The organism is Psychrobacter okhotskensis (genome assembly GCF_013248965.1).
Classification (GTDB): domain Bacteria; phylum Pseudomonadota; class Gammaproteobacteria; order Pseudomonadales; family Moraxellaceae; genus Psychrobacter; species Psychrobacter okhotskensis.
In genome coordinates this window covers 19,732-42,996 of sequence record NZ_JABRVQ010000014.1, presented here as the reverse complement: position 1 = coordinate 42,996, position 23,265 = coordinate 19,732, and the positions used below count along the sequence as shown (strand labels likewise).

Genomic DNA, 23,265 nt, shown 5'->3' with positions numbered 1-23,265 from the left:
CAGACTCGCTTACTGTACTAGTCGTACAATTTTCGCTTGTCTTCCTTGTACTAGATTCATATTTGTTTCACTATAGATTATTAAAAATGTACTCGTTCAAGTTGCTTATTCAGAAACAACTTATTCAGAGACTATAGTCGCTGAATTGATAATGACTGGCTCTTTTGGTACGTCAGCATGCATGCCGAAACGACCCGTTGGTACGCCGCGCATTTTTTCGATGACGTCCATACCGCTGGTTACTTTACCAAATACCGTATAGCCCCAACCCTGCATGTTTTTGCCAGAGTGGTTTAGGAAGTCGTTGTCTTTGACGTTAACGAAAAACTGGCTGGTTGCTGAATGCGGATCTTGCGTACGCGCCATCGCAATCGTACCTTTGTCGTTTTTTAGACCATTGTCCGCTTCGTTTTCAACGGGTGCGTTGGTTGCTTTTTCATTCATTTCGGCGTCCATTCCGCCGCCTTGAATCATAAAGCCATCAATAATGCGATGAAAAATCGTGCCGTCATAATGACCAGACTTTACATAGTTTAAAAAGTTCTCTACCGTTTTTGGTGCTTTTTCTTCGTTGAGTTCGATAACGATCGCACCCATACTGGTGTCAAGTTCTACTACTGGTGGCATGTCTACCATGGGATAATCCTTTTTGATTGCAGCGCCTAAAATGACGCTGTTAAGTGGTGGATAAAAAGTTGGTGGTTAAAAGTTAGCGTTAGTCTAACGGCTTTTTTGTCGTCTGTCATGTATCAGGCTGTTAATGCATTTGCAAAAGCTGATAGAATAACGCAACTTTCCCTTTTTAATGGTTTTTGAACGCCAGTGTCAATACGTTAATTTTGACACCCCAATTTTAATAACTGAGTTTTTGACCATTTATTTTTAATACCTTAATGCTAACTATTTGATTTTATTGGTTAGTCTTAACAGCTTGGTTTAATTTTTCATGGGGCGTGATGGCACGCGGCATGAATGGACAATTTGCGTTAGGAGCAATGCCCGATGAGTGAGCACTCAAACAACAATGTACAGAAAGATGAACAAAAAAACGACTTTATTCGTAATATCATTCGTGACGATGTCAATGCGCAAAAATACCAGCAGATTGTAACCCGTTTTCCGCCTGAGCCAAACGGCTACTTGCACTTGGGTCACGTTAAATCTATCTGTCTAAACTTTGGCGTCGCTAAAGAGTTTGGTGGCATCTGTCATTTGCGCTACGACGACACCAATCCAACCGCAGAAAAACAAGATTACATCGACAATATCAAAAACGATGTGCAGTGGTTGGGCTTTGACTGGGCAGGCGAGGCGCTACATGCTTCTAGCTACTTTGACCAGTTGTATGCGTGGGCGGTACAATTGATTGAGCAGGGTGATGCGTATGTCGACTTACAAACTCCAGAGCAAATCCGCGATAATCGTGGCTCATTTAATGAAGCCGGCAAACCGTCACCACAGCGTGATGCCAGTGTCGCAGACAACTTAAAGTTGTTCGAAGACATGAAAAACGGTAAGTTCGAAGACGGCAAAGCGGTATTGCGTGCCAAAATTGACATGTCTGATGCCAATATGAACATGCGCGACCCCATTATCTATCGTGTGATGCATCAAGAACATCATCAGACCGGTGATAAATGGTGCATCTATCCTATGTATGATTTTGCCCATCCGTTGTCAGATGCGCTAGAAGGCATTACCCATTCGTTATGTACGCTAGAGTTTGAAGATCATCGTCCGTTTTATGATTGGATCGTCAATAAAATCGGCTTCGAGCAACCACCGCATCAGTATGAGTTCTCACGCCTCAATGTCGACCATACCTTGACCAGTAAGCGTAAGCTCAAGCAATTGGTCGATGAGGGTATTGTCGATGGCTGGGATGATCCGCGTATGCCGACCGTCGCTGGTATGCGTCGCCGTGGCTATACGCCTGAAGGCTTACGTGACTTTTGTGATCGAGTTGGTATCTCTAAAGCGGATGGTGTGACCGATATGCGTCTGCTAGAGTTTAGTATTCGTCAGTCGTTAGACAATACCACGGCACGTGGCATGGCAGTACTTAAGCCGTTAAAAGTCACAATTACAAACTTTAGCGATGCGGTCAGCCAGTGGGAAACGCTCAAAGCAGATAGCGTCAATGCGCGTTTTGACGCTGAGACGCAAACCTTATGGTTGACGCAGCCAAACCATCCTAATGTTGATATGGGTGAGCGTGAGATTCCGTTTACCGAGACGCTTTATATCGATCAAGGCGACTACGAGATTGAGCCGCCAGCAGGTTATAAGCGTCTATCACCGGAAAAACCAGAAATCCGTCTGCGTAATACCTATGTCTTGGCTGTGACTGAGCATGTGCTAGATGATGCAGGCAATGTCGTTGAGCTAAAAGCAACGATTGATCCGGCAACGCTAGGCAATAACCCTGAAGGTCGTAAGGTCAAAGGTGTGATTCATTGGGTATCGGCCAGCCAAGGGGTTCCAGCCACCGTGCGCTTATACGAGCAGCTATTCAGTGTCGAAGATCCGAGTAGCGTCGCTGACGTGCATCAAGCATTGAATCCTAACTCGTTGACCAAGCTAAATGCCGTGGTTGAGCCATCATTGGTCAATGCGGATGCTGGCACACGCTTTCAGTTTGAGCGTGAAGGCTATTTTATCTCTGATAGCGAAGAGCACAGCAGTGACCAGCCTGTCTTTAATCAAATCGTCAGCTTACGTGACAGCTATAAACCGGCTTAATTTATTGCGATTAGCGCTACTAGCGTTTATTTGAGACAATACTAAACAAAAGTAGTTTGCAAGCTGGCCCATTTCTAGTACGCTAGGGATGGGCTTTTTTGTGGATAATACCAAACCCAAAAAATACGATTAGTTTTGTCAAACTTGCTTAGTCTAATAAATATAGTACTGGCATGCGTTTTCCTTACTACTCAAGTTTTTGTGAATGGTATAAGTGTAAATTTTAATCGTAAGGTGTGAGGGTGCAATCATGGCAAAATTTTTAAATAGCAGCGGGACGACGTATCATCTAGAAGAATTGATTAAAAATGCGTCTGACAGATTGATTATTATTAGCCCCTACTTAAAGTTAAATGAGCGTATTAAAGAGCTGTTAGAAGACCGTAATCGTCTCAAAATCGATATCCGTATTGTCTATGGCAAAAATGATTTACATCCAGAAGAGATTAATTGGCTAAAAAACCTGACCTTTATTCGTACTAGCTTTTGCAAAAACTTGCATGCCAAATGCTACCTTAATGAAAATGAATGCATCATTACCAGCCTCAATCTCTATGAGTTTAGCCAAGTGAATAATAATGAGATGGGGGTGCTTATTTATCGTAATGAAGATGCCAAATTATATGCTGATACTTATGAGGAAGCGCAGCGCATTATTCGTATCAGTGATGAAGTGCGCATGTCACTTGAAAAAGTACATGATAGCGATAACAAGAGCGCCCTTAACAACGGCTCTAATAATGGCGCTAATAAAGATTCTAAGAATGGGTCGAGAAATACGTCCAGTATGCTATCTAGTGCTGGCAAGGTAAGCACAGACTCAGTTGCCAGTAACGCTACAGAAGCGGCAACGCCTAATTATTCTAAGCTGACGACGGCGAAGCTGGCGAAAGAGTTGGGCTTTAAGACGCAAGAGTTAAACGATAAGCTCCTTGCCGCAGGCTATCTAATAGAGCAAGAAGGCGAGTTGGTATTGACGGATACTGGCCGTGCGGCTGGTGGTACCAGCAAACGTGGTAAATTTGGCGAGTTTTGTTTATGGGACTCTGGGATGGTGGTATAGATGCAGGTTTCATCGGAGCTTATGCGTTTAGACCTAAATGGCATAAGCGCATTACAATCCGTCACAAGACATTCATAACCAGTTTGTTAAGATGAAATAGGATTTCCTGACGGGTACTCCGTTATTTTTATAGCGCTACACGTCAATGATAATAATAGAGCGCATGACCTTCTTTAGATGCTAACCTTTTAATATTAGCTTTTAGATACTAGCGCTCATCACTAACGATAGTTAAGGAATTAAGCATGGCACATTTACGTTTAGGTGACAGCGCACCGAATTTTGACGCCACAACCACAGAAGGCGATATCAATTTTTACGATTGGGCAGGCGACAGCTGGGTCGTTTTCTTTTCGCATCCTGCAGACTATACACCAGTATGTACCACTGAGCTTGGTCGTACTGCGGCATTAGGCGGCGAGTTTCAAAAGCGCAATGTAAAGGCGATCGCTTTATCAGTTGATGGCTTAGAAGATCACAAAGGCTGGGTTAGCGATATTGAAGAGACTCAAGGAACTGCTGTCAACTTTCCTATCATTGCAGACTCTGAGCGCACAGTAGCCAATCTTTATGACATGATTCACCCCAATGCGGATAATACAGCGACGGTTAGAAGTGTCTTTATCATCGACCCTAACAAAAAGGTACGCTTGACCTTAACCTATCCAGCCAGCTGTGGCCGTAACTTTGACGAGATTGTACGAGTCATTGACGCCATGCAGTTGTCTGATAAATATAACGTCGCTACGCCGGTCGATTGGAAGGACGGCGATGATGTTATCATTCCACCAAGCGTAAAGAATGAAGACATCGCAGCCAATTATCCTAAAGGTCATACAGAAATTAAGCCTTATTTGCGCACCACGCCAGCACCTAATAAATAAAGTGAGCGTTTTTGCAATTGCTTAAAAAATAAAAACCCTATAACTTACTGTTATGGGGTTTTTTACCATTCATATCACAAGCAGCGACAAGGTTTTGCTATGATAAAAACCAATAGTCACTGTGCTAAGCGAGCAATAACAAGCTTCTGCGCTTTGATGATACAACGATAGTCATAAAAATTTACCGTTATCGTTCTTTTCGGAAATAATACTTAAAAGGAATTTACCATGAAAAAACTATATATAACTCGTACTGCACCCAACCCTCGAAAAGCCCTTATATTACTTGCCTCAAAAGGTATCGATGTCGATGATATGGATGATATCGATGTGGTCGACATTGATTTTGCTGCCAAAGAACAGATGTCAGAGGCTTTTACTAAGATAAATCCCATGCAGACAGTGCCAGTTTTAACCCTAGATGATGGCACAGTGCTCAATGATTCGCAGGCGGTTTGTGAATACCTTGACCGCGTTTATGGTGAGCGCTCAGTGATGGGCAATGATGTGGTTCAGCGTGCACAAGTCTGTTCGATGCGCCGTATTGCGGAGTTTGAAGTGCTTTATAACTTGATGTTGGCCTTTCAACACAGCCATCCATCAAAGGCACAACGTGTTGAGCAAGTCCCTGAATTTGTAGCACCATCCATCGCTCGTGCGGTCAAAGCTTTGGCATACTTTGAAACCAGCCTAGAAGGTCATGACTATTTGGTCGGGGATCAACTGAGCTTTGCAGATATCGTGCTATATCTAGGCTTGGACTTTGGCAAAGCATTAAAAGTAGATCCTACTGCCCATGGCGAAAACCTTGCGCAGTTTTATGCGAGAATGCATGAGCGCTTTAGCATTAAAAAAATGGCAAAAGCGAAGCCTACGGAAGCTAATGAATAGTGAACATTTAATCCTTATCTGCTAAAGCCCTAAATATTTTGTGCTGTGTACTGAACGTCCAAATAGGGATGGTTAACAAAATCTGTTGATCATCCCTATTTTTTTTGGACTTACTATGTCCATTTAGAAGGCGGACTTAAAAAACAATTAATAAAACGAAACGTTTCATTACATAAGACAATAGGATCGAGGTTATAGTAGTTAAATTGTACCGGATTGCTGCTATTAGTTTTATCGATATAAATAAAGATAAAAATCTTTATAAGTTAATACAGTAAAAGTAGATATTAGATATAGTCGATCAATATATAGTTTGGAGACAAGGAAAGCGAGCCAAAGTACTACAGCTAGTAGGCTAAGCAAGGCGGACAGCGTATCCAATTTATATAAGATTGACTATAACCTTAGTAAGAGGGATGTAATATGGTAGGTATGAAGACACAACCCACCACAAAATTACTGTTATTGCCCAGTGTATTGGCAGTAATCCTGACATTGGGAGCGTGTCAGAAGAACGCGCCACCTGCCGAAAATGAGGCGTCAGACACTACGCAAAGTGCAGAGGTCATCGGTAGTGCAGCGGAGATTGAGAATGGCGCTGATATTAATGAGTCTGATATTGACGAGACAGTAGACGCGTCTAAGGTCGCCGAACTTAGCCCAGAACAACAAATGATTGCCAACCTCGCTCGCTATCGTTGGACACTCTTGACTGCCAAGGATGCGAGCGCTCAAGCATTAGCACCACTAATGAATATTAACGACCAGGTGACGCTATTATTCAATCAACATCAAGGTCAAAACACCTTAAGTTATAGCGTTGGTTGCAATACGATGAGTGCTGGCTACGAGTTACAAGCCCAGACACTGACGACCGAAGACAGTATGAGTACCAAGATGTCTTGTGGCGATCTTGATAGTGCAGAAAATCTGTTGAATACGTTGATGCAAGGTAATAGTGAGCTGTCTGTGTCTGCAGGTGAGCCTCCACTATTGACGCAAGTGACCAATGATTCGATGACTTTGGTTTGGACGGGTAGGCTTACGGCACAAGCAAAGTACAGTGGTAAAGGCAAGACCGTATTTTGGGCCGTGAATAGTGAAAAAGTGGCTTGTGGCGATGGTGATTCGAGTATGTGCCTGCAAGTCAAGCCTGTCACTTATGATGATCAAGGCCTGAAAACCAGCGAAGGTGAGTGGACGGCATTCAACGGTGATATTGATGGCTACCAGCACGACGGCATGCACGAAGAAGTACTACGCCTACAACGCTATCAAGTCAATGACATCGAAAATCCTGATAATGAGTCAACCGAAGCGTACGCCTATGTATTGGATGCGGTGATTGAAAGTTCTGTGGTAGAGTAAGTTGGTCAACAGCTTTATTTAGATGCTGGTTTTCAAAAACTATTAACAGCATTGGTTTAAACCAAAAACACGCATCATTTGATCGCGTGTTTTTTTATGGAGATTTTCTTTATTTTATTATATTTTGGCTTCTTATCTTATCGTAAGTTACCTAAGTCTTCTTCGGTTAAACGCCAGCGTCCTTTTTTCTTAGAGGCCCCGCGTCCACGCATGGCGCTATTTAGGAGCAATTTGTTCATTGAATGGCTTGAGTGCGCATGACAAATGGCGCAGGCAAGACCATCAGCGGCATCTTGTTGTGGCACGACATCTAAAGACAGTATGCGGCAGACCATCTCCTGTACTTGTTCTTTGGCTGCGGCACCATAACCGCAAACCGCCTGTTTAATCTGGCGTGCGGTATACTCTGATACTTCCAAATCCAGTGCCACCATCGCGGCGATGGCTGCGCCTCTTGCTTGCCCAAGTTTCAGCGCAGAGTCTGGGTTTTCTGCCATGAATACTTGTTCAATTGCCGTATAGATAGGCTCTTCTGCATATTTTAAATGGTGCTGAGTAATACGCGTCAAGCCATTAAAAATACGCTTTAGGCGTTCAGGCATCTCTTTGGTATCCGTACGAATAGTACCCGCATCAATATACGTCAGCTTATCGCCCGTTTGTTGCACGATACCATAACCCGTCATACGTGAGCCTGGGTCAATCCCGATAATAATTGCCATAATCTTCCGTCTTGCTCTCATTTTGTTTAATGGCTTAAAAATAGGCCTTAAGTTTGATAGTATAGCAATCAATCCCCATATACATCATATGTTAGCCATCTTAATTTGCATGGCGCTCAATTTATTGGTTTTTATTTTATAGGACGACACTTTATGGGTCAGATAGTTGGTATTGCCATCGTTTGGTTTATTATCGAGATGCTACTGTGGTATTTAATTGCTCAGTTTATGAGCGGTTGGTGGGTATTCATGTGGTTCATTATCGCCGCTGTCATCGGTATCACCTTTATTCGTAAAGGTATGGCAGCGCTAAATCCGATGGCTCAGCAAATGAAAGCGGGCGGCATGATGAACCCAGCGATGCGTCCACAAGAATCAACCATGCTTAAAAGTGTGGCCATGGCAGCGGCTGGCATTTTGCTACTTATTCCAGGTGTGCTTAGTGATTTGCTCGCGTTATTGGTGGTACTACCGCCGGTGCAAAAGAAGCTCAAAGACTTTGCTAATAATTACGTCATGAACAACCAACAAAAAATGATGGAGATGATGGCCAAACAGATGGGCGGCGGTCAAAACCCGTTCGGCGGTGCAGGTGGTATGGGTGGACAAAATCCATTTGGTGGCGGTATTAATGGTCAAAACCCATTCGGTCAACAACAACAACAAAATCCGTTTGGGGATGTGTTCAAGCAGCATACAACTGTTGACGGCACGGCAAAAAATATACCTAAAGATGTCAAAAAGATTACCAAATCTGCTAATGATGAATAAAAGTTAGTGAAAAATCGAACATAAAAAAGCCCCTTACGTCAGTGACGAGAGGGGCTTTTTGGTGGTTGTTATCAGCTTTTTACAAACTTATAGGTATTAATAAACCTAGTGAATATAAATAGAGAGACAACTAACCGAATATAACAACCGAAGTGCCGCCGTAAGATGGTGACCCATGAACCGTGAAGTTCAGGGCGGATGCGTCATTGCCTCTGCAGGTTTCCTGATACACCGCAAGCGGTGCAGGCATACACAATGAAGCAATAGGTACCACATCCTGGTAAAGCATTATCGGCTCAGGGAATAAACATCTACTAGCCAACACTTCAGAATAGATTTATCTTAACCAATGGCATAGCTGATTGCAAGCGCGGTTTACAGATTTATACGTCTCTTTAGAAATGCGCAGCAATCATAGCAGCGGTATTTTATACAATAACTAATAGAAGAAAAGGCTTGAAAGCGTTGAAACAGCAGGATAAACGCGCAGTTTTTCAGCAATTTCAAGATGTATGCTAATATAGACAACTTTCGACATCCTAATATAGCAGTATAGGCGTTCATTCACTTGAGGAGCGGTAATCTATGACCAGTACCCAGCAACAATCTGAATCTATTGACGACAATCAGGCGCAGCTTGATAGCAAGCAAGAAAGCGCACAGCATAAAAAAACACCGCATGTCTTAATGATATTGGACGGCTTTGGTCATCGTGAAGAAGACAAGGATAACGCCATTGCTGCGGCTAATATGCCGAATCTAGATAAGATCTACCAACAATATCCGCATGGATTGATTTCGGCGTCAGGTGAAGATGTTGGTTTGCCAGATGGTCAGTTTGGTAACTCTGAAGTGGGACATATGAACCTAGGTGCTGGTCGTGTGCTATATCAAGACTCAACGCGTATCTCAAGTGAGCTTGCCAATCGCGAGTTCTATAAAAACGAAGCCTTGGTCGATGCCGTAAAAGCGGCGAACGAGCTTGGCGGCAATGTGCATATCATGGGCTTACTGTCTGATGGTGGCGTGCATTCGCATCAAGACCATATCGAAGGAATGTGTCATTCGGCGTTGGTACACGGTGCCAAAAACGTTTTTGTCCATTGTTTTTTAGATGGTCGTGATACGCCGCCTAAGTCTGCTGATAAGTATATCAATCGTCTGCGTGAGTATTTGAACAAGCTCAATGCCCATTATGAAGGTCGCGTACAGATTGCCAGTATCATCGGTCGCTACTATGCGATGGATCGTGACAATCACTGGGATCGAGTACAGAAGGCCTATGAGCTTATTACGGAAGGTAAAGCTGATCGTCTATCTACCCGTGCTGATGGTGCTGTCCAAGCTGCCTACAAAGCCCGCGAAACTGATGAGTTTATCAATCCGACTACCGTGATCGAGAGCGGCGACACGCCTTATACTGTCGATGATAATGATGCACTTATCTTTATGAATTTCCGTGCTGACCGCGCCCGTGAGCTAGCGCAAGCGTTTGTGCTGCCAGATCATGAGTTTTCAGGTTTTGCCCGTCATAAGCAACCAAAGTTGGCGGCGTTTGTCATGTTGACCAAGTACTCAGACATTTTAGCTGATAGCCCGAAGACCAGTATTGCTTATTACCCAACCTCTCTGACCAATACGCTGGGTGAATATTTGCAAGAGCAAGGTAAAACGCAACTGCGCATAGCCGAAACTGAAAAATACGCGCACGTGACGTTTTTCTTTAGTGGTGGTCGCGAAGCAGAGTATAAAGGCGAGACACGTATTCTTGTGCCGTCGCCAGATGTCGCCACTTATGACTTGCAGCCAGAAATGAGCGCTCCTGAAGTGACCGATAAGTTGGTAGCAGCAATTGAGTCGGGCAAATATGATGTATTGATTGTCAATTATGCCAATGGTGATATGGTAGGGCATACCGGTATCTTTGAAGCAGCCGTGCAAGCGGTAGAGGCGTTAGATGTCTGTGTTGGCCGTATTGAGTCAGCAGTACGAGCAGCTGGCGGCGATATGCTCATTACCGCTGACCATGGCAATGTTGAGCAAATGCAAGACTACGAAAGTGGGCAGGTGCATACCCAACATACCACCGAGCATGTGCCTCTGATTTATATTGGTGAGCAAAAAGTACAAGTACGTAGTGGCGGTAAGCTTAGCGATATCGCACCGACCATCTTGTCATTGATGAATATCACTGCGCCAGAAGAAATGACGGGTGAAAACCTATTGATTCCAGTATCGTGATTCAGTCCTTCTGAGCTTTTCGTCTGTTAACTACTATGATGTTATCAGGGCAGATGAAGCGGTTAGTGCATGAAGAAAAAGGATAAAGAGCAAGGAAGGAAAGGGGAAGGGTATCTACGATCCTTCCCTTTTTTAGGATAGATTTTTAATCTATTTGCTCTAATCTTCGCTGCCTTCTTAATGCTACATTACAAGATATTATTCATCAATTGCCATATAATAACGTTGCATATTTTCTTTTTATTTAGGTGAGTTTTTTATGCATTCTATCTGCCTTAAGCGCTCATCAGCGTCTGAACGACTAAAAAAATCATCAATGATGACCGCATTGATAACGTCGACCGTCTTGAAACCCGTACTCATAGCCAGTTTCATAGGGTTGAATATCGCTGGCATGCAAGCACAGGCTGCTATAGATGACGAGAGCAGCCCGACGGCCAGTCTGCAGCTTATCAGTCTCAATGCTGATGAGTTATCGGTAGAAAATGATGCAGATGATTTGTCTGATATTGCCGATATGTTAGATGCTGCTGACGCGTCTGATGATGCAATAGATAGCGTTGCAGATGAAAGCGCTTTGACTGATGAAGCAGACGATATCAACACGGATATCCCCGCTGAAGTGGAACAAGTGTCACTGAATGCCATCTCTCCTGAGACTTTAAAGACGTTTGTGGCGGTCGTAGATTTGGTACGCCGTGAATATGTGGATACCGTCAATGACGAAGAGTTATTTAACAATGCGATGAGTGGTATGTTGACCAAACTAGACAGCCACGCTGAATTTTTGGATGCTGAGGCCTACGAAAACCTGCGCGCTTTTACCGAAGGGGATGTCGGCGACGTCGGCATCAAAGTGATGTATCGACCAAAGGCTGGCTATTGGGTGGTCACCGAGGTGCTTAATGACTCACCCGCAGATAAAAAAGGCATAGCAGTCGGTGATTACTTGCATCAGGTTGATGAGTTTAAGCTGGATGACGACAGACAAAGCAATGATGTCGAGCAGATTTTGACCGGCATTGCAGGCACACAAGTGGATATTGTCACGTCTAAAGCGGGTCGCCGTAAGCATACTACGACGTTACAGCGTAACAATAATCATCCGCAAGTGATTGAGACACGTCTTGTAGACGGTCTGGCGGTGATTAAACTGCCTGCTTTTCAGAACAACAGTCGTGAAAAGTTGCTGCAAGGTCTCATTAGCCTAGAGTCTCCGGTCTCTGGCATTTTATTAGACATGCGTGATAATCCGGGTGGTGTTCTAACCTCTGCGGTGAGTGTGGCCAGCTTATTTATGGCGGACACCGATGTGGTACAAGTGAGAGGTCGCCAAGATGATTCTCGGGTTTTATCGACACAAGGCGCTGCGATACTCAAGCCATTGCCCGTAGTGGTGTTACAAAACCGCTATTCTGCCTCCGCTGCAGAAGTATTAGCAAGCAGCTTACAAGCACAAAAACGCGCCACTATTGTTGGTGAGGTGAGCTATGGCAAAGGTTCGGTACAGTCGGTGATACCTTTGAATGACGAGCAGGCTGTTAAGCTAACCGTGGCCAATTATGTGACGGCGGCTGGTAATAAGATAGATGGTATCGGAGTCGAGCCTGATGTCGCTTTATTAGGCAATGAGAATACTTGGGAGCAGCAGGCTCTTGATTTACTCAGGGCACAAGCACTGGCGTCAGGTATTCGCTTTGTGAGAAATTCAGCTGTAGAGGATAATACGCTCGAAGATCGGACAAATAAAAAATAAGTAGCTAACGATAGCTCTAAATATAATTGATACCACTCAAAAAAATTACAGCAGCAAAGGGAAAGGGTGCAAGTACTATGCATTGCAGGCTAAGCGATTTTGACACGGCCAATCGTATTTTTGACGTTTGATATTACTTGTTGACCATCATATCGTTACGCTCAAAGCTGCTTATTATCTGCAAAAGCTAATCGGACTGATCTTCATCAATATCGAGCTTTTTCATACGATAGCGTAAAGAGCGAAACGTCGTTCCTAACAGTTCTGCGGCTTGCGTCTTGTTCCAGCCTGTCTGCTTAAGAGCAGTAATAATCAGATTTTTCTCTTGTTCTTGCAGGTAATGCTCTAGCCCTTTGGCAGGTAACTGACCTTCAAAACCGTCTTTAATTTCCTTTAAGCCATTTTGCAAACTGTCTTGTTCATCAAGCGCCGCGTGATTGCTCGTTAATTGCTGCTCTGTAGAATTGGCGACACTACGATTAGGTTCTGCGTTATTAGCCCTCGAACGCTGAATGGTTGAGGGATAATGCTGAGTAATGGTGCGATAAGGATGTAGATTGGTCTTTGTTTGCTCAGCACTATGCGCTGTTGAAGCTTGGCTGACTTTTTCTTTACTGCTGACAGATGTCATTGTTGGCTGGTCAGCTGATTTATGGTTAGATGTTGGCGTTGTATTATCGACTGCATTGGTATTTTGACTTTGCTGAGTATGAATCTCTTGATGAGTATCAAGTTCCGCTAGACCCAAATGGCTGACGTCAATGGTGCAGGTTTCTGCCAATGTCACAGCGCGCTCAAGTAAATTGCGTAGCTCACGGACATTACCAGCGAAATCATGGTGCTGCAAGCGCTCGCAAGCGGCCGCTGTCAATGAGGGCGGGGTGTCTAATTGCCATTCTTCTGCGATCATTGCCAAAAAATGCTTGGCTAAGAGGGGAATATCATCACGGCGCGCATTAAGCGTGGGCAGCTTTAGTTCAATCACATTGATACGGTAGTACAAGTCTTGCCGAAACAGTCCATCTTGTACCAGTTGGTTCAAGTCTTTATGGGTCGCAGATAAGATACGGATATCGACGGGTACTTCTTTAGTATCACCGATGGCGCGCACGGTTTTTTCTTGGATGGCGCGTAGTAGTTTGACTTGCATTGCTAAGGGCAAATCTGCCACTTCATCTAAAAATAACGTGCCACCATTTGCTTGTTGGAACAGGCCTTGCTTATCAGCAACGGCTCCGGTAAAGCTGCCTTTTTTATGACCAAAAAACTCTGACTCCATGAGCTCTGAAGGAATCGCACCGCAGTTTACGGGTACAAAACTGCCATCTCGACGTGGGCTTAAATCATGGATCAGTTTGGCAACCACTTCTTTGCCTGTGCCCGAAGCTCCCGATAAAAATACTGGCGCTTGTGAGCGTGCCAATTTTAAAATAGTGTTTTTGAGTGGGTGCATGACAGCAGAGTCACCGATCAAACGGCTATCCAACATTTGCTGCTCGGGTGAGCATTCAGGTGTGGTTTCTGCTTCGTTATTTTGGTGAATGACCTTGAGCGCATTTTCGACCAACTGGCGTAAGCGTGGCAGCTCAAGCGGTTTATTGACGAAATCAAAAGCCCCTAACTTCAACGCTTCTATAGCCAAATCCATACTACCATGGGCAGTAATCACGGCTATTGGTGTACTAGAGTTATTGCTGATGTCCTTGACCAACTCTAGTCCTGAGCCATCCGGTAATTTGAGATCGGTCAAACAAAAGTCATAGTTGTTTTGCTGCCAGTAGGCGCGTGCCTGCGATAAGGTATAAGCCACATCGCTTTTGATCCCCATCTTGGTTAAGGTGATTTGCATCAAGCGGCACAAATCCACTTCATCATCAACGACTAGCGCGGTTACTGTCATACTTCATCTCATTTTATTATCGGCATCATTATCGACATCGATAGCAGGGGCAATCAAGCGAAAGCAGGTTTTTTGGAGTTCAGGAATATAGAGTAAACGAGCCTGATTGGCTTCACAGAACGCCTGCGATAAATACAATCCCAAACCTGTTCCGGCTTTGTCAGTAGTGAAAAACGGATTGAATAAATGCTGTAAATCACTGGCATTAACGCCCATACCACCATCTAAAATATCGATTATAACATCGTTATCGGCACAATAAATTTCGATTTCCACAAAAGCATGAGGGTGAGCGTAGCTACTGTGACGTAGACCGTTGTTGATTAAATTGATTAATACTTGTTCTAACTGGTGCGTATCGAATGAGATAGTGGGTTGACTATGGACACGCAAAAACACGTCATGATCTCGAAAATAATTGTCCAAAAACACCGGCAACCACTCAGCCAGTATAATCGATTGCTGATTAGCGGTCTGTTGGCGCGACAGTTTTAAGATGTCTTCAATAATACGGTTGACGCGTTTGGTTTGCGCAAAGATCATTTTATAAAGCTCGTGATTGCCTGTCATATCGCTGTCGGTAGCAGCTGTCGGCGCTACTGAGGGCTCAAGAGTAGAGCTGATAGTATTGTTATTATGATCGGCGGCCTTCTTCTCACCTTCTTCGACATCTTCCATCAGTAGCTGACTGGCCTGTGAAATAGCGGCGAGCGGGTTTCTGATTTCATGGGCGATACTGGCAGTCAGTTGCCCAAGCGAGGCAAGCTTTAACTGTTGAGCGCTGGCTTGCTCACGGCGCAAGTCTTCTAGCAGGATAAGCTTGCTGTTATCTTTTAGCGGGATAATCTGTACGCGCAGCTTACCGACGACGGAGGCATTTGCGACAGCAGGCAATTCATAAACAAAGCTACGTGATTGCCCTTCAGCTACCGATAAACAAGCATCAAGAAGTTGCAGATGCTGTTCTCTGAGCTGCTGCTGAAAGTCAGCAAGAAGGGCGGCTTCGAGGTTGTTTTGCTCATAACTTAAATGACTGGGCGTATCAATCAGAGACGCCAGCGGAGGATTGGGGATACTGAGTAGCTGATGGGCGGCTAGGTTTGCCAATACAATCTGCTGTCTATCAATCACTATGACCCCATTGACCATTTGGGTGATGACTTCTTGATTGATTACATTCAGTCGTTCGACCTCTTTGGCATGATGCGCGGCGACTTGTTCGACTTGTACCAAGCGCTGGGAAATAGACCAGCTCAAAATTCCTACTGCCAAAAAGCTTGCTGACATCAGCAAGGCATCGCCCAAATTTTCCAAGCTCATGCTATTGGCAATGGCATAAAAAAACTGCTGGTAAATAACAAAAATAATGGCGAGTAAGGTAATGATGAGCGCTTGCGAGCCATGCAGTAGCATGAAGCTGGCGGCAACAACGACCATATAAAGCATGGTGAGCTGTAAATCAGGAGCGCCATTGGTATACAGCAAAAGGCTCAAAATAATGACGTCTAATACCAGTCCAAAACCCAGCTGACGCCGTAAATGCTTGGTGACTACATAAAATAAGCCAAGCAAAATCAGACTAATAATGACATAAAAACTCAGCGCCGTTTGCTGCAATAGACTTGGCAGTAATAAGCCATTATCAGCTTTGACCGTCACATACACCATCAGCATAAAAAACAGGCTAACGATAAATCGATAACTGCTATAGATCAGTCCCAATCGACGTAACTGCGGCAGTGGCAGCGTTTCATCTTGCTGAAGATAATGGGTAATGACAGAAACGGCTCTGAGCGCAAATTTCATAAATTGGCCGTAATAAAAAGAGTATTAAGGGGTCTACGGTTGAATGAGACCATGACGAATAGCGAGATGGGTCAACTTCACATCACTATCAACGCCGACTTTTTCATAAATGCGATAGCGATAGGTATTGATGGTTTTGACACTCACAAACAACTGGTCGGCAATTTGCTGAGGACTTTGGCAATTAACCACCATCATCGCCACTTGTTTTTCGCGGTCACTCAACAAGTCAAAAGGTGAGTTGGCATTATCTGATAATAGAACGTCAGCCAACTGTTCGGCGACATCTTGGCTAAAATAACGCCCGCCTTGATATATTTTTTTGACCGCGCGTATCATCTCATCAAGCGGTGTGCCTTTAGTGATGTAACCATTGACGCCCGCTTTAATCAACATAGATGGATATGGTTGCGCCGACATACTACTAACGGCCAAAATCTTGATGCCCAAATCCAGCTGAATTAAGCGCTTAGTTGCTTCAAGCCCGCCGATATTGGGCATATTAACGTCGAGCAAAATTACATCGGGGTGCAGCTGTTTGGCCAGTTTAATCGCCATATCACCGCTGTCAGCTTCACCAACGACCTCGATATCAGCACTGTCTGCTAGCATACGGCTAATACCCATCCGCACTAAATCATGATCATCTACTACTAATACTCGTATCATAGTTGTACTCTTTGCTGTCTATCAAAATGAAGGTTGCATGGTGAACGTTAAACCATCTGAAGCAATCTGTATATCTGTAAGAACAATCGAGATTTTTATTATTTTATAATAGGATTGGCAGAGCAATTATTTCTATCCTCTACTATCATCATATATTGCTCTAGTGTTAATTAATATTGCTAGAATCTAATTTGAATGTAGCAAAATTTCAAGTAAGTTAAAAAATACTCATCTAATTGATTTAGTAGATTAAACTTAAATGCAAACCATGATACACTAAAAATACAAAAACTCTATGTGAGTACCTACAAACATAACCACAAACGCTACGTACGTTGTTGCTATTAGTTAGTCTGTAACTGACTATCTATTGAATAGCAGCGCGACAGCAGGGGGAAGAATGAAGCTCTTACCATTAACCAAACAGCAGCTAGTTGTTGCTATGATTTCATTGAGTCTGGGCAGTATTGCGCAAGCTGCACTTACGATTAATGGTAGCGCTGATACTGGCTCTAGTGCTCGTATGAGTTGGGGCGGTGCTGATAGCTTGTCTGAAGCACGTAATATCATGTATAAGTCTAATGATTCGACCATTAAAAAAGTCGATAATGGCTATGGCACGACCAATATTACGAACAGTAAGACCAGTAGTTTCGGTAGCAGCAACAACAGCTATAATAACGCCAATAGCTATAACACCACTTATCGCGGTAGCTTTGGCAGCAGCAGTATGATTCCGATTAGCACTGACTCGCGCAGTGTGGCGGTGATCGATGCCGAAACTGGTGAATCTATTTACGAAAAAAATGCCGACGTCGCCCGCCCTATGGCGAGTATCACCAAGCTAATGACGGCGATGGTGGTGTTAGATGCTGGTCTTGATATGCGTGAAGAGATTACCCTAGATCCTGAAGATTTCGTCGGTCCAAAACGCGCCAGCTCAAACCTTAAATCTGGCGATCGTTTGAATCGTGCTGAAATGCTATTAATGGCATTGATGAAATCAGAAAACCCTGCTGCCAAAAGTCTCTCGCGTAACTATCCAGGCGGCTATGATGCCTTTATACGAGCGATGAACCGTAAAGCGCAAGAGCTTGGCATGACGACGGCTTATTTTGGTGATCCAACGGGTCTCGATAAACGTAATGTGGCTTCGTCAAATGACTTGGTAAAAATGGTACGTGCTGCTGGTAACTATGATGTAATCCGTCGCTTCTCTACGACTAAGAGTTATGACTTTTACGTGGCCAATTACTCAAATGGTAACCGTACTTATAAAGCCAACAATACCAGCTCTCTAGTCCGTTCAGGCGATTATCCAATTGGTATCTCAAAAACCGGCTTTATTAATGAGGCAGGTCGTTGTGTGGTAATGGAAACCCGTGTGAATAACCGTCCTGCTATTATTGTCATTTTGGGCGCAAACAGCTCAGCGACGCGTTGGGGTGATGCCAAAAATATCCTAAACAGTTTGGTGACTCGCCGTACAGTGTAAGCGGATTGGTTTAGTGGGTATAAAGAGGCTGTTATGTAATGTAACGGCCTTTTTATTGTGTTAAATTTAGGACGTGTCCTAGGAAAATTATATGACTCAAGCATCGATTATCACACCAGCACCAAAGCTATACTTATTGACCAATGATGATGAGTTTGCGCTGCTGTATCGCAAGTTAGAAGCAGCACTAGCGACAGGGTTTATCGGGCTGTTACAAATTCGTCGTAAGCAAGTCCTGTCATTGCCTGATGGTGACGCACATTTATACGAAGAGGCTAGACAGATAGCTGAGTTGGCTAAAGCATACAATGTGCCAGTCGTCATCAATGATGATATCAAGCTGGCTGCCAAGCTTGGCGTTGGGGTTCACTTAGGGCAAGAAGATGGTGAAATTAAAGATGCCAAGCAAGATCTATTAGCAGATCAAATTATTGGTCGCACCTGTCATGGCAATGTAGAGCTGGTAAAAGGAGCGCACGCTGCTGGCGCCAGTTATGCTGCAATGGGTGCAGTATTTGCCTCTACGACCAAACCTAAGGCAGCCGTTATTTCGCGTCAGCAGCTGGTCGATGGATGTCAGCAGGGTATTGCACTATGCGTCATAGGCGGCTTGACTGCAGAAAATATCGTTGAGCTGGCAGGTTTGCCGATTGCTTATGTGGCAGTAGTAGGGGATATTATGGATTTGCCAGAACATAAAATAGCTAAACGTTGTCAACAGTGGCAGCAGGCGCTCAACGAGTGGAGTACACCTGCTTAATAATAGATATAATGCTCGAATAAACGATGAGATGCTCTAGCGAGATTTATCAAAAAATACGTTATTTAGCATGATCCATACATAAGGTGGCATAAGGTAATGCTTGTAAACGTTGCTCTTCAATTTGCTTGCCGCATACCTCACACTCGCCATAAGTGCCATTTTCGATACGGCTCAAGGCATTTTCGACATAGACTAAATTTTGGCGCGCTTCATCTCTCAGACTTTGGCGCATATCGTTCTGACGATAGGAGATGGCTTGATCTTCCCAATGCTCGTTAAGGTCATCTTGTGGGTTTTGGATATGATCTTCTATTTTATCAATCCTTGTTTCATATTCTTTTTTAAGCTTTAACAAGTTTTGCTTGGCATTATTGACATCAATAGTCATTTTATTCTCCTGAGGTTATTGTTATTGTCGAGCGCAATTATTATAAAATTGTTATAAATAGGCACTTTATTATAAAGCGTCTTTCTATCATAAACAGCCTGACTATTGAGTACCACCACGAAATGTTACTGACTTTTAAAGTACTTAAAACGAACTTCAGGTAGCAAGCGCACGATATGGCTGCCGCAGTGCCCCGTTAAGGTAAGCACTATCCCAATCTTGATGTCGTCACAGTTTTTATGTCGCTACAGTCGCCAAAATTTATAGCAGTTCCTTGTGAGCAATCGTTAGAAAACTGGTAGAATACACCGCTTTTGAAGATTGTCAGACCTATTTTATAAACTAACATGAGCAAAGCCAGCCGATAGAAGAGATACGATTATAAGAAATGGCTGGTCATACCCCTTTTCGAAAAATCATTGAATGAAAAACCATTGAATAAAGCCATAAAACGATTGATTAACAGACAGACTGATGCATAGGAGCAGGTAATGAATTTTTTGCGTATGAGTGAGCTTGATTTAAAAGAGAAGGTTGTATTGATTCGAGAGGATCTCAATGTGCCTATTAAAGACGGCAAGGTTACGAGTGCAGCTCGCTTGCAAGCAAGTTTACCTACGATTAAAATGGCGTTAGAAAAAGGCGCGGCGGTGATTGTCTGCTCACATCTCGGTCGGCCAACCGAAGGAAGTTTTGAATCGATCTACTCTCTAGCACCTGTTGCTGACTATTTAAGCGACAAATTGGCCGCGCCCGTTAGTTTAAACACAGACTATCTGACTCAGGGTGTTTCAATCAAAGCAGGTGAAGTGGTACTACTAGAAAACGTGCGCTTTAATAAAGGCGAGAAGAAAAACGATGCCGATTTGGCGCACACTTATGCAGATTTGTGCGATGTGTTTGTGATGGATGCTTTTGGTACTGCTCACCGTGCACAAGCGTCAACGGAGGGTGTGACCCAAGCGATGCATCAAGCCGACAAGACAGTCTGTGCAGGACCATTATTGGCCGCTGAGCTTGATGCCTTGAGCTTAGCGCTTGAAACGCCAGCGCAACCGATGCTAGCCATTGTTGGTGGCTCAAAAGTATCTACCAAGCTAGAAGTACTACACAGCTTGGCAGAAGTGTGCGCCCAAATTATCGTTGGTGGCGGTATTGCCAATACTTTCTTAGCAGCACAAGGTCATAGTGTTGGTGCGTCTTTATATGAAGCAGATTTGCTCGATACCGCTCGTGACATTATGACTAAAACTGAGATTTTATTGCCTGAGTATGTTGTTGTCGCTGATAAAAATGAGATCGATTTTGCTGACTTTACTGGCTCATTACAACAAGCCACTGCTACCATCAAGTCAGTTGATGCGATTGGCGACAATGATATGATATTAGATATCGCTCCAGAAAGCGCCAAGCAATTGGCTGAGGCTATTACTAATGCAAAGACCATTTTGTGGAATGGTCCAGTGGGGGTTTTTGAGGTGGATGCTTTCGGTCATGGGACGCAAATAGTGGCAGATGCAGTCAAAAATAGTCAAGGTTTTTCAATCGCTGGCGGCGGTGATACTTTAGCTGCTATCGATAAATATCAAGTAGCCGATGGCGTGAGCTATATGTCAACGGGTGGTGGTGCCTTCTTAGAGTTCGTAGAAGGCAAGGTATTACCTGCCGTTGCTGCATTACAAATTAGAGCATAACTGCTTAACGATACTTCAGCAATTGAGTAACATTAGATGTACAACCTATGATGAGCATCTAAGTTACTCTATAAAAAGTTAGGCTATAAAAATAATAGGGTGACTGTGGTATTTGTCTTATCATTCTTGTTTAACTTGCTAGTATGAAAGCACTAAGTACGAACAGGCACGGATTATTATTAAGTAGTAATTATTTGTTTCTATACTGAAAATTATTATTGCATGTCTAATTTGCACTCTATAAAATAGCGCAAATCATGTATTTGACATGCTTTATTTACGAGAGGTTTATTATGTTAAAACGCCATTTATTACTTGCTAGCGTACTTGCTGGTACTTTTGCAATCACTGCATGTAGCCAAGAAACGCAAGAGAAAACTGAAGCTGCTGCTGAGTCAGCGGGTGATGACGCTGCTGCTAACACTGACGCTGCCGCTGCTGAAACAGAAGCCGCTGCTGCTGAAGCTGAAGCTGCTGCACAAAATGCTGGTGCTGAAGTCGCCGAAGGCGCTGATAATGCTGGTGCCGCTGCTACTGATGCACTAGCAAATACTGGTGAAGCGGTTGTGGTAGGCGCAAATGAAGCCGTATCTGCTACTGCTGGCGCGGTTGCTGATGGTGCAGCTGCTGTTGAAGATAAAGCTAGTGAAAATGCCGTAGAAGCAGAACAACAGTACTAATTAGTAGTTTTGATTTTAAGCATCGGTTATAAATACCAGTTGCTATATAAGCCCTCAAAATATTTAGAAAGCTTTGGTAATCGCCAAGGCTTTTTGCGTTGTATCGATTAATAAATTTAAACATCCAATACCGTGAATAATTCGTGAACCCAAACCTGTCATCTCAATAAATAGTCGTGCAACCGCTACGAAGCACGATCAAAATTTGCTATAATCGGCGCGTGCTAATTGCTAATCAAAATCCTGCATTTTTTCCCACCCGTTCTATAGTGCTGCTTGTCGATTTAACGACCTTGCAGCGAGGATAGAACACTTGTAATCACCACATAGTTACAAGTATTTATTTTAAAATCTAATCAGAGAGCGTTTTATGTCCTTAATATCTTTACGTCAACTTTTGGATCATGCTGCTGAGCATAGCTATGGTGTTCCTGCTTTTAACGTCAACAACTTAGAGCAGATGCGTGCAATTATGATGGCGGCCGACGCCTGTGACTCACCTGTCATCGTCCAAGCCAGTGCTGGAGCACGTAGTTATGCAGGGTCGGCGTTTTTACGTCATTTGATTATCGCAGCTATCGAAGAGTGGCCACATATCCCAGTAGTGATGCATCAGGATCATGGTATGTCACCTGCTATTTGCCAGCGCTCAATTCAGCTTGGCTTCTCATCAGTGATGATGGACGGCTCGCTCGGTGAAGATGGCAAAACGCCAATGGACTATGATTATAATGCCAGCGTGACTCGCGAAGTCGTCAAGATGGCACACGCATGTGGCGTGTCGGTAGAAGGCGAAATTGGTTGCTTAGGTAGCCTTGAGACCGGTATGGCAGGCGAAGAAGACGGCTCTGGAGCAGAAGGTATATTAGATCACGAGCAGCTATTGACCAGTGCTGATGAAGCTGAGCAGTTCGTTAAAGACACCAACGTTGATGCGCTAGCCATTGCCATTGGTACCAGTCACGGTGCGTATAAATTCACGCGTCCACCGACGGGCGATATCTTATCCATTGAGCGCGTAAAAGAGATTCATGCCCGTATCCCTAACACCCATTTGGTCATGCATGGTTCGTCGTCAGTGCCGCAAGAGTGGCTTAAAGTCATCAATGAAAATGGCGGTGATATTGGTGAGACTTATGGTGTACCGGTTGAGCAAATCGTTGAAGCGATTAAGCATGGTGTCCGTAAAGTCAATATCGATACCGATTTACGTTTGGCATCAACAGGTGCAATCCGTAAATTCTTAGTAGAAAACCCAAGCGAGTTTGATCCCCGTAAATACTTTAAAGCGTCTATGGTTGCGATGTCAGATATCTGTACCAATCGTTTTGAAGCTTTTGGTTCTGCTGGTCAAGCACATAAGATTCGCCCTATTAGTCTTGAAGGTATGGTCGATTTTTATTAGTAGATTTGACGTTAAAAAGTACTTATC

Annotated in this window: 19 protein-coding genes and 1 other RNA gene; 13 read left to right on the top strand and 7 right to left on the bottom strand. The window is 43.8% G+C overall.

Going from position 1 to position 23,265, the window contains the following annotated elements; genetic code table 11:
- Window positions 1-120: 120 nt before the first annotated feature.
- The gene (locus tag HQR03_RS08350) at window positions 121-636 is read right to left on the bottom strand and encodes a peptidylprolyl isomerase (protein WP_025652817.1); all 516 of its coding nucleotides are present in this window, start codon (window positions 634-636) and stop codon (window positions 121-123) included.
- 366 nt (window positions 637-1,002) lie between these two features.
- Between HQR03_RS08350 and HQR03_RS08345 the strand changes: the two genes are divergently transcribed.
- The 5 genes from HQR03_RS08345 to HQR03_RS08325 all read left to right on the top strand — a co-directional run bounded on the left by HQR03_RS08345 (window position 1,003) and on the right by HQR03_RS08325 (window position 6,948).
- Window positions 1,003-2,742 (top strand): glutamine--tRNA ligase/YqeY domain fusion protein, encoded by a 1,740-nt coding sequence (locus HQR03_RS08345; protein ID WP_173239852.1) that lies wholly within the window; start codon window positions 1,003-1,005, stop codon window positions 2,740-2,742.
- Between the two features lie 250 nt (window positions 2,743-2,992).
- A complete protein-coding gene (locus HQR03_RS08340) occupies window positions 2,993-3,805 on the top strand; it encodes a phospholipase D family protein (RefSeq protein ID WP_173239851.1) in 813 nt (270 codons plus the stop codon).
- A 245-nt stretch (window positions 3,806-4,050) separates the two neighbouring features.
- On the top strand, window positions 4,051-4,689 hold the full coding sequence (locus tag HQR03_RS08335) for a peroxiredoxin (RefSeq protein ID WP_025652820.1): 639 nt from the start codon (window positions 4,051-4,053) through the stop codon (window positions 4,687-4,689).
- A gap of 228 nt (window positions 4,690-4,917) precedes the next feature.
- The gene (locus tag HQR03_RS08330) at window positions 4,918-5,580 is read left to right on the top strand and encodes a glutathione S-transferase family protein (RefSeq protein ID WP_025652821.1); all 663 of its coding nucleotides are present in this window, start codon (window positions 4,918-4,920) and stop codon (window positions 5,578-5,580) included.
- A gap of 423 nt (window positions 5,581-6,003) precedes the next feature.
- The gene (locus tag HQR03_RS08325; RefSeq protein ID WP_173239850.1) at window positions 6,004-6,948 is read left to right on the top strand and encodes an META domain-containing protein; all 945 of its coding nucleotides are present in this window, start codon (window positions 6,004-6,006) and stop codon (window positions 6,946-6,948) included.
- 137 nt (window positions 6,949-7,085) lie between these two features.
- On the opposite strand, the gene ruvC is transcribed toward HQR03_RS08325, so the two are convergent.
- Window positions 7,086-7,670 carry a crossover junction endodeoxyribonuclease RuvC gene (ruvC, locus tag HQR03_RS08320; RefSeq protein WP_010199263.1) on the bottom strand — a complete coding sequence of 195 codons (585 nt, stop codon included), beginning with the start codon at window positions 7,668-7,670 and terminating at the stop codon, window positions 7,086-7,088.
- A 153-nt stretch (window positions 7,671-7,823) separates the two neighbouring features.
- Between ruvC and HQR03_RS08315 the strand changes: the two genes are divergently transcribed.
- Window positions 7,824-8,441, top strand: a complete 618-nt coding sequence (locus HQR03_RS08315) for an FxsA family protein (protein ID WP_173239849.1) — start codon at window positions 7,824-7,826, stop codon at window positions 8,439-8,441.
- Between the two features lie 140 nt (window positions 8,442-8,581).
- Here the strand turns inward: HQR03_RS08315 and ssrS are convergent.
- Window positions 8,582-8,777, bottom strand: a non-coding RNA gene (gene ssrS, locus HQR03_RS08310) — 6S RNA.
- A gap of 249 nt (window positions 8,778-9,026) precedes the next feature.
- On the opposite strand from ssrS, the gene gpmI reads away from it, so the two are divergent.
- Both gpmI and HQR03_RS08300 read left to right on the top strand, forming a co-directional pair.
- The gene (gene gpmI / locus HQR03_RS08305; protein ID WP_173239848.1) at window positions 9,027-10,682 is read left to right on the top strand and encodes a 2,3-bisphosphoglycerate-independent phosphoglycerate mutase; all 1,656 of its coding nucleotides are present in this window, start codon (window positions 9,027-9,029) and stop codon (window positions 10,680-10,682) included.
- A gap of 259 nt (window positions 10,683-10,941) precedes the next feature.
- Window positions 10,942-12,438, top strand: a complete 1,497-nt coding sequence (locus HQR03_RS08300; protein ID WP_173239847.1) for a S41 family peptidase — start codon at window positions 10,942-10,944, stop codon at window positions 12,436-12,438.
- A 187-nt stretch (window positions 12,439-12,625) separates the two neighbouring features.
- Here HQR03_RS08300 and HQR03_RS08295 read toward each other — a convergent pair whose 3' ends face one another.
- Genes HQR03_RS08295 through HQR03_RS08285 form a run of 3 tightly spaced genes read right to left on the bottom strand, consistent with a single transcriptional unit; the run spans window position 12,626 to window position 16,813 of the window.
- Entirely contained in the window at window positions 12,626-14,338 is a 1,713-nt protein-coding gene (locus tag HQR03_RS08295; RefSeq protein WP_173239846.1) for a sigma-54-dependent transcriptional regulator, read from the bottom strand.
- A 3-nt stretch (window positions 14,339-14,341) separates the two neighbouring features.
- A complete protein-coding gene (locus tag HQR03_RS08290; RefSeq protein ID WP_173239845.1) occupies window positions 14,342-16,144 on the bottom strand; it encodes a sensor histidine kinase in 1,803 nt (600 codons plus the stop codon).
- Between the two features lie 33 nt (window positions 16,145-16,177).
- Window positions 16,178-16,813 (bottom strand): response regulator, encoded by a 636-nt coding sequence (locus HQR03_RS08285; protein ID WP_025652828.1) that lies wholly within the window; start codon window positions 16,811-16,813, stop codon window positions 16,178-16,180.
- A 400-nt stretch (window positions 16,814-17,213) separates the two neighbouring features.
- On the opposite strand from HQR03_RS08285, the gene HQR03_RS08280 reads away from it, so the two are divergent.
- Window positions 17,214-18,308 carry a serine hydrolase gene (locus HQR03_RS08280; protein WP_173239844.1) on the top strand — a complete coding sequence of 365 codons (1,095 nt, stop codon included), beginning with the start codon at window positions 17,214-17,216 and terminating at the stop codon, window positions 18,306-18,308.
- Window positions 18,309-18,399: 91 nt separating this feature from the next.
- Entirely contained in the window at window positions 18,400-19,068 is a 669-nt protein-coding gene (locus tag HQR03_RS08275; protein ID WP_173239843.1) for a thiamine phosphate synthase, read from the top strand.
- A 61-nt stretch (window positions 19,069-19,129) separates the two neighbouring features.
- On the opposite strand, the gene HQR03_RS08270 is transcribed toward HQR03_RS08275, so the two are convergent.
- Window positions 19,130-19,459, bottom strand: a complete 330-nt coding sequence (locus tag HQR03_RS08270; RefSeq protein ID WP_173239842.1) for a TraR/DksA family transcriptional regulator — start codon at window positions 19,457-19,459, stop codon at window positions 19,130-19,132.
- Between the two features lie 491 nt (window positions 19,460-19,950).
- On the opposite strand from HQR03_RS08270, the gene HQR03_RS08265 reads away from it, so the two are divergent.
- The 3 genes from HQR03_RS08265 (at window position 19,951) to fba (ending at window position 23,238) form a co-directional block, all read left to right on the top strand.
- Window positions 19,951-21,153, top strand: a complete 1,203-nt coding sequence (locus HQR03_RS08265) for a phosphoglycerate kinase (RefSeq protein ID WP_025652832.1) — start codon at window positions 19,951-19,953, stop codon at window positions 21,151-21,153.
- Window positions 21,154-21,446: 293 nt separating this feature from the next.
- Window positions 21,447-21,833 (top strand): hypothetical protein, encoded by a 387-nt coding sequence (locus HQR03_RS08260; RefSeq protein WP_173239841.1) that lies wholly within the window; start codon window positions 21,447-21,449, stop codon window positions 21,831-21,833.
- Between the two features lie 370 nt (window positions 21,834-22,203).
- Window positions 22,204-23,238 carry a class II fructose-bisphosphate aldolase gene (fba, locus tag HQR03_RS08255; protein ID WP_173239840.1) on the top strand — a complete coding sequence of 345 codons (1,035 nt, stop codon included), beginning with the start codon at window positions 22,204-22,206 and terminating at the stop codon, window positions 23,236-23,238.
- Window positions 23,239-23,265 lie beyond the last annotated feature (27 nt).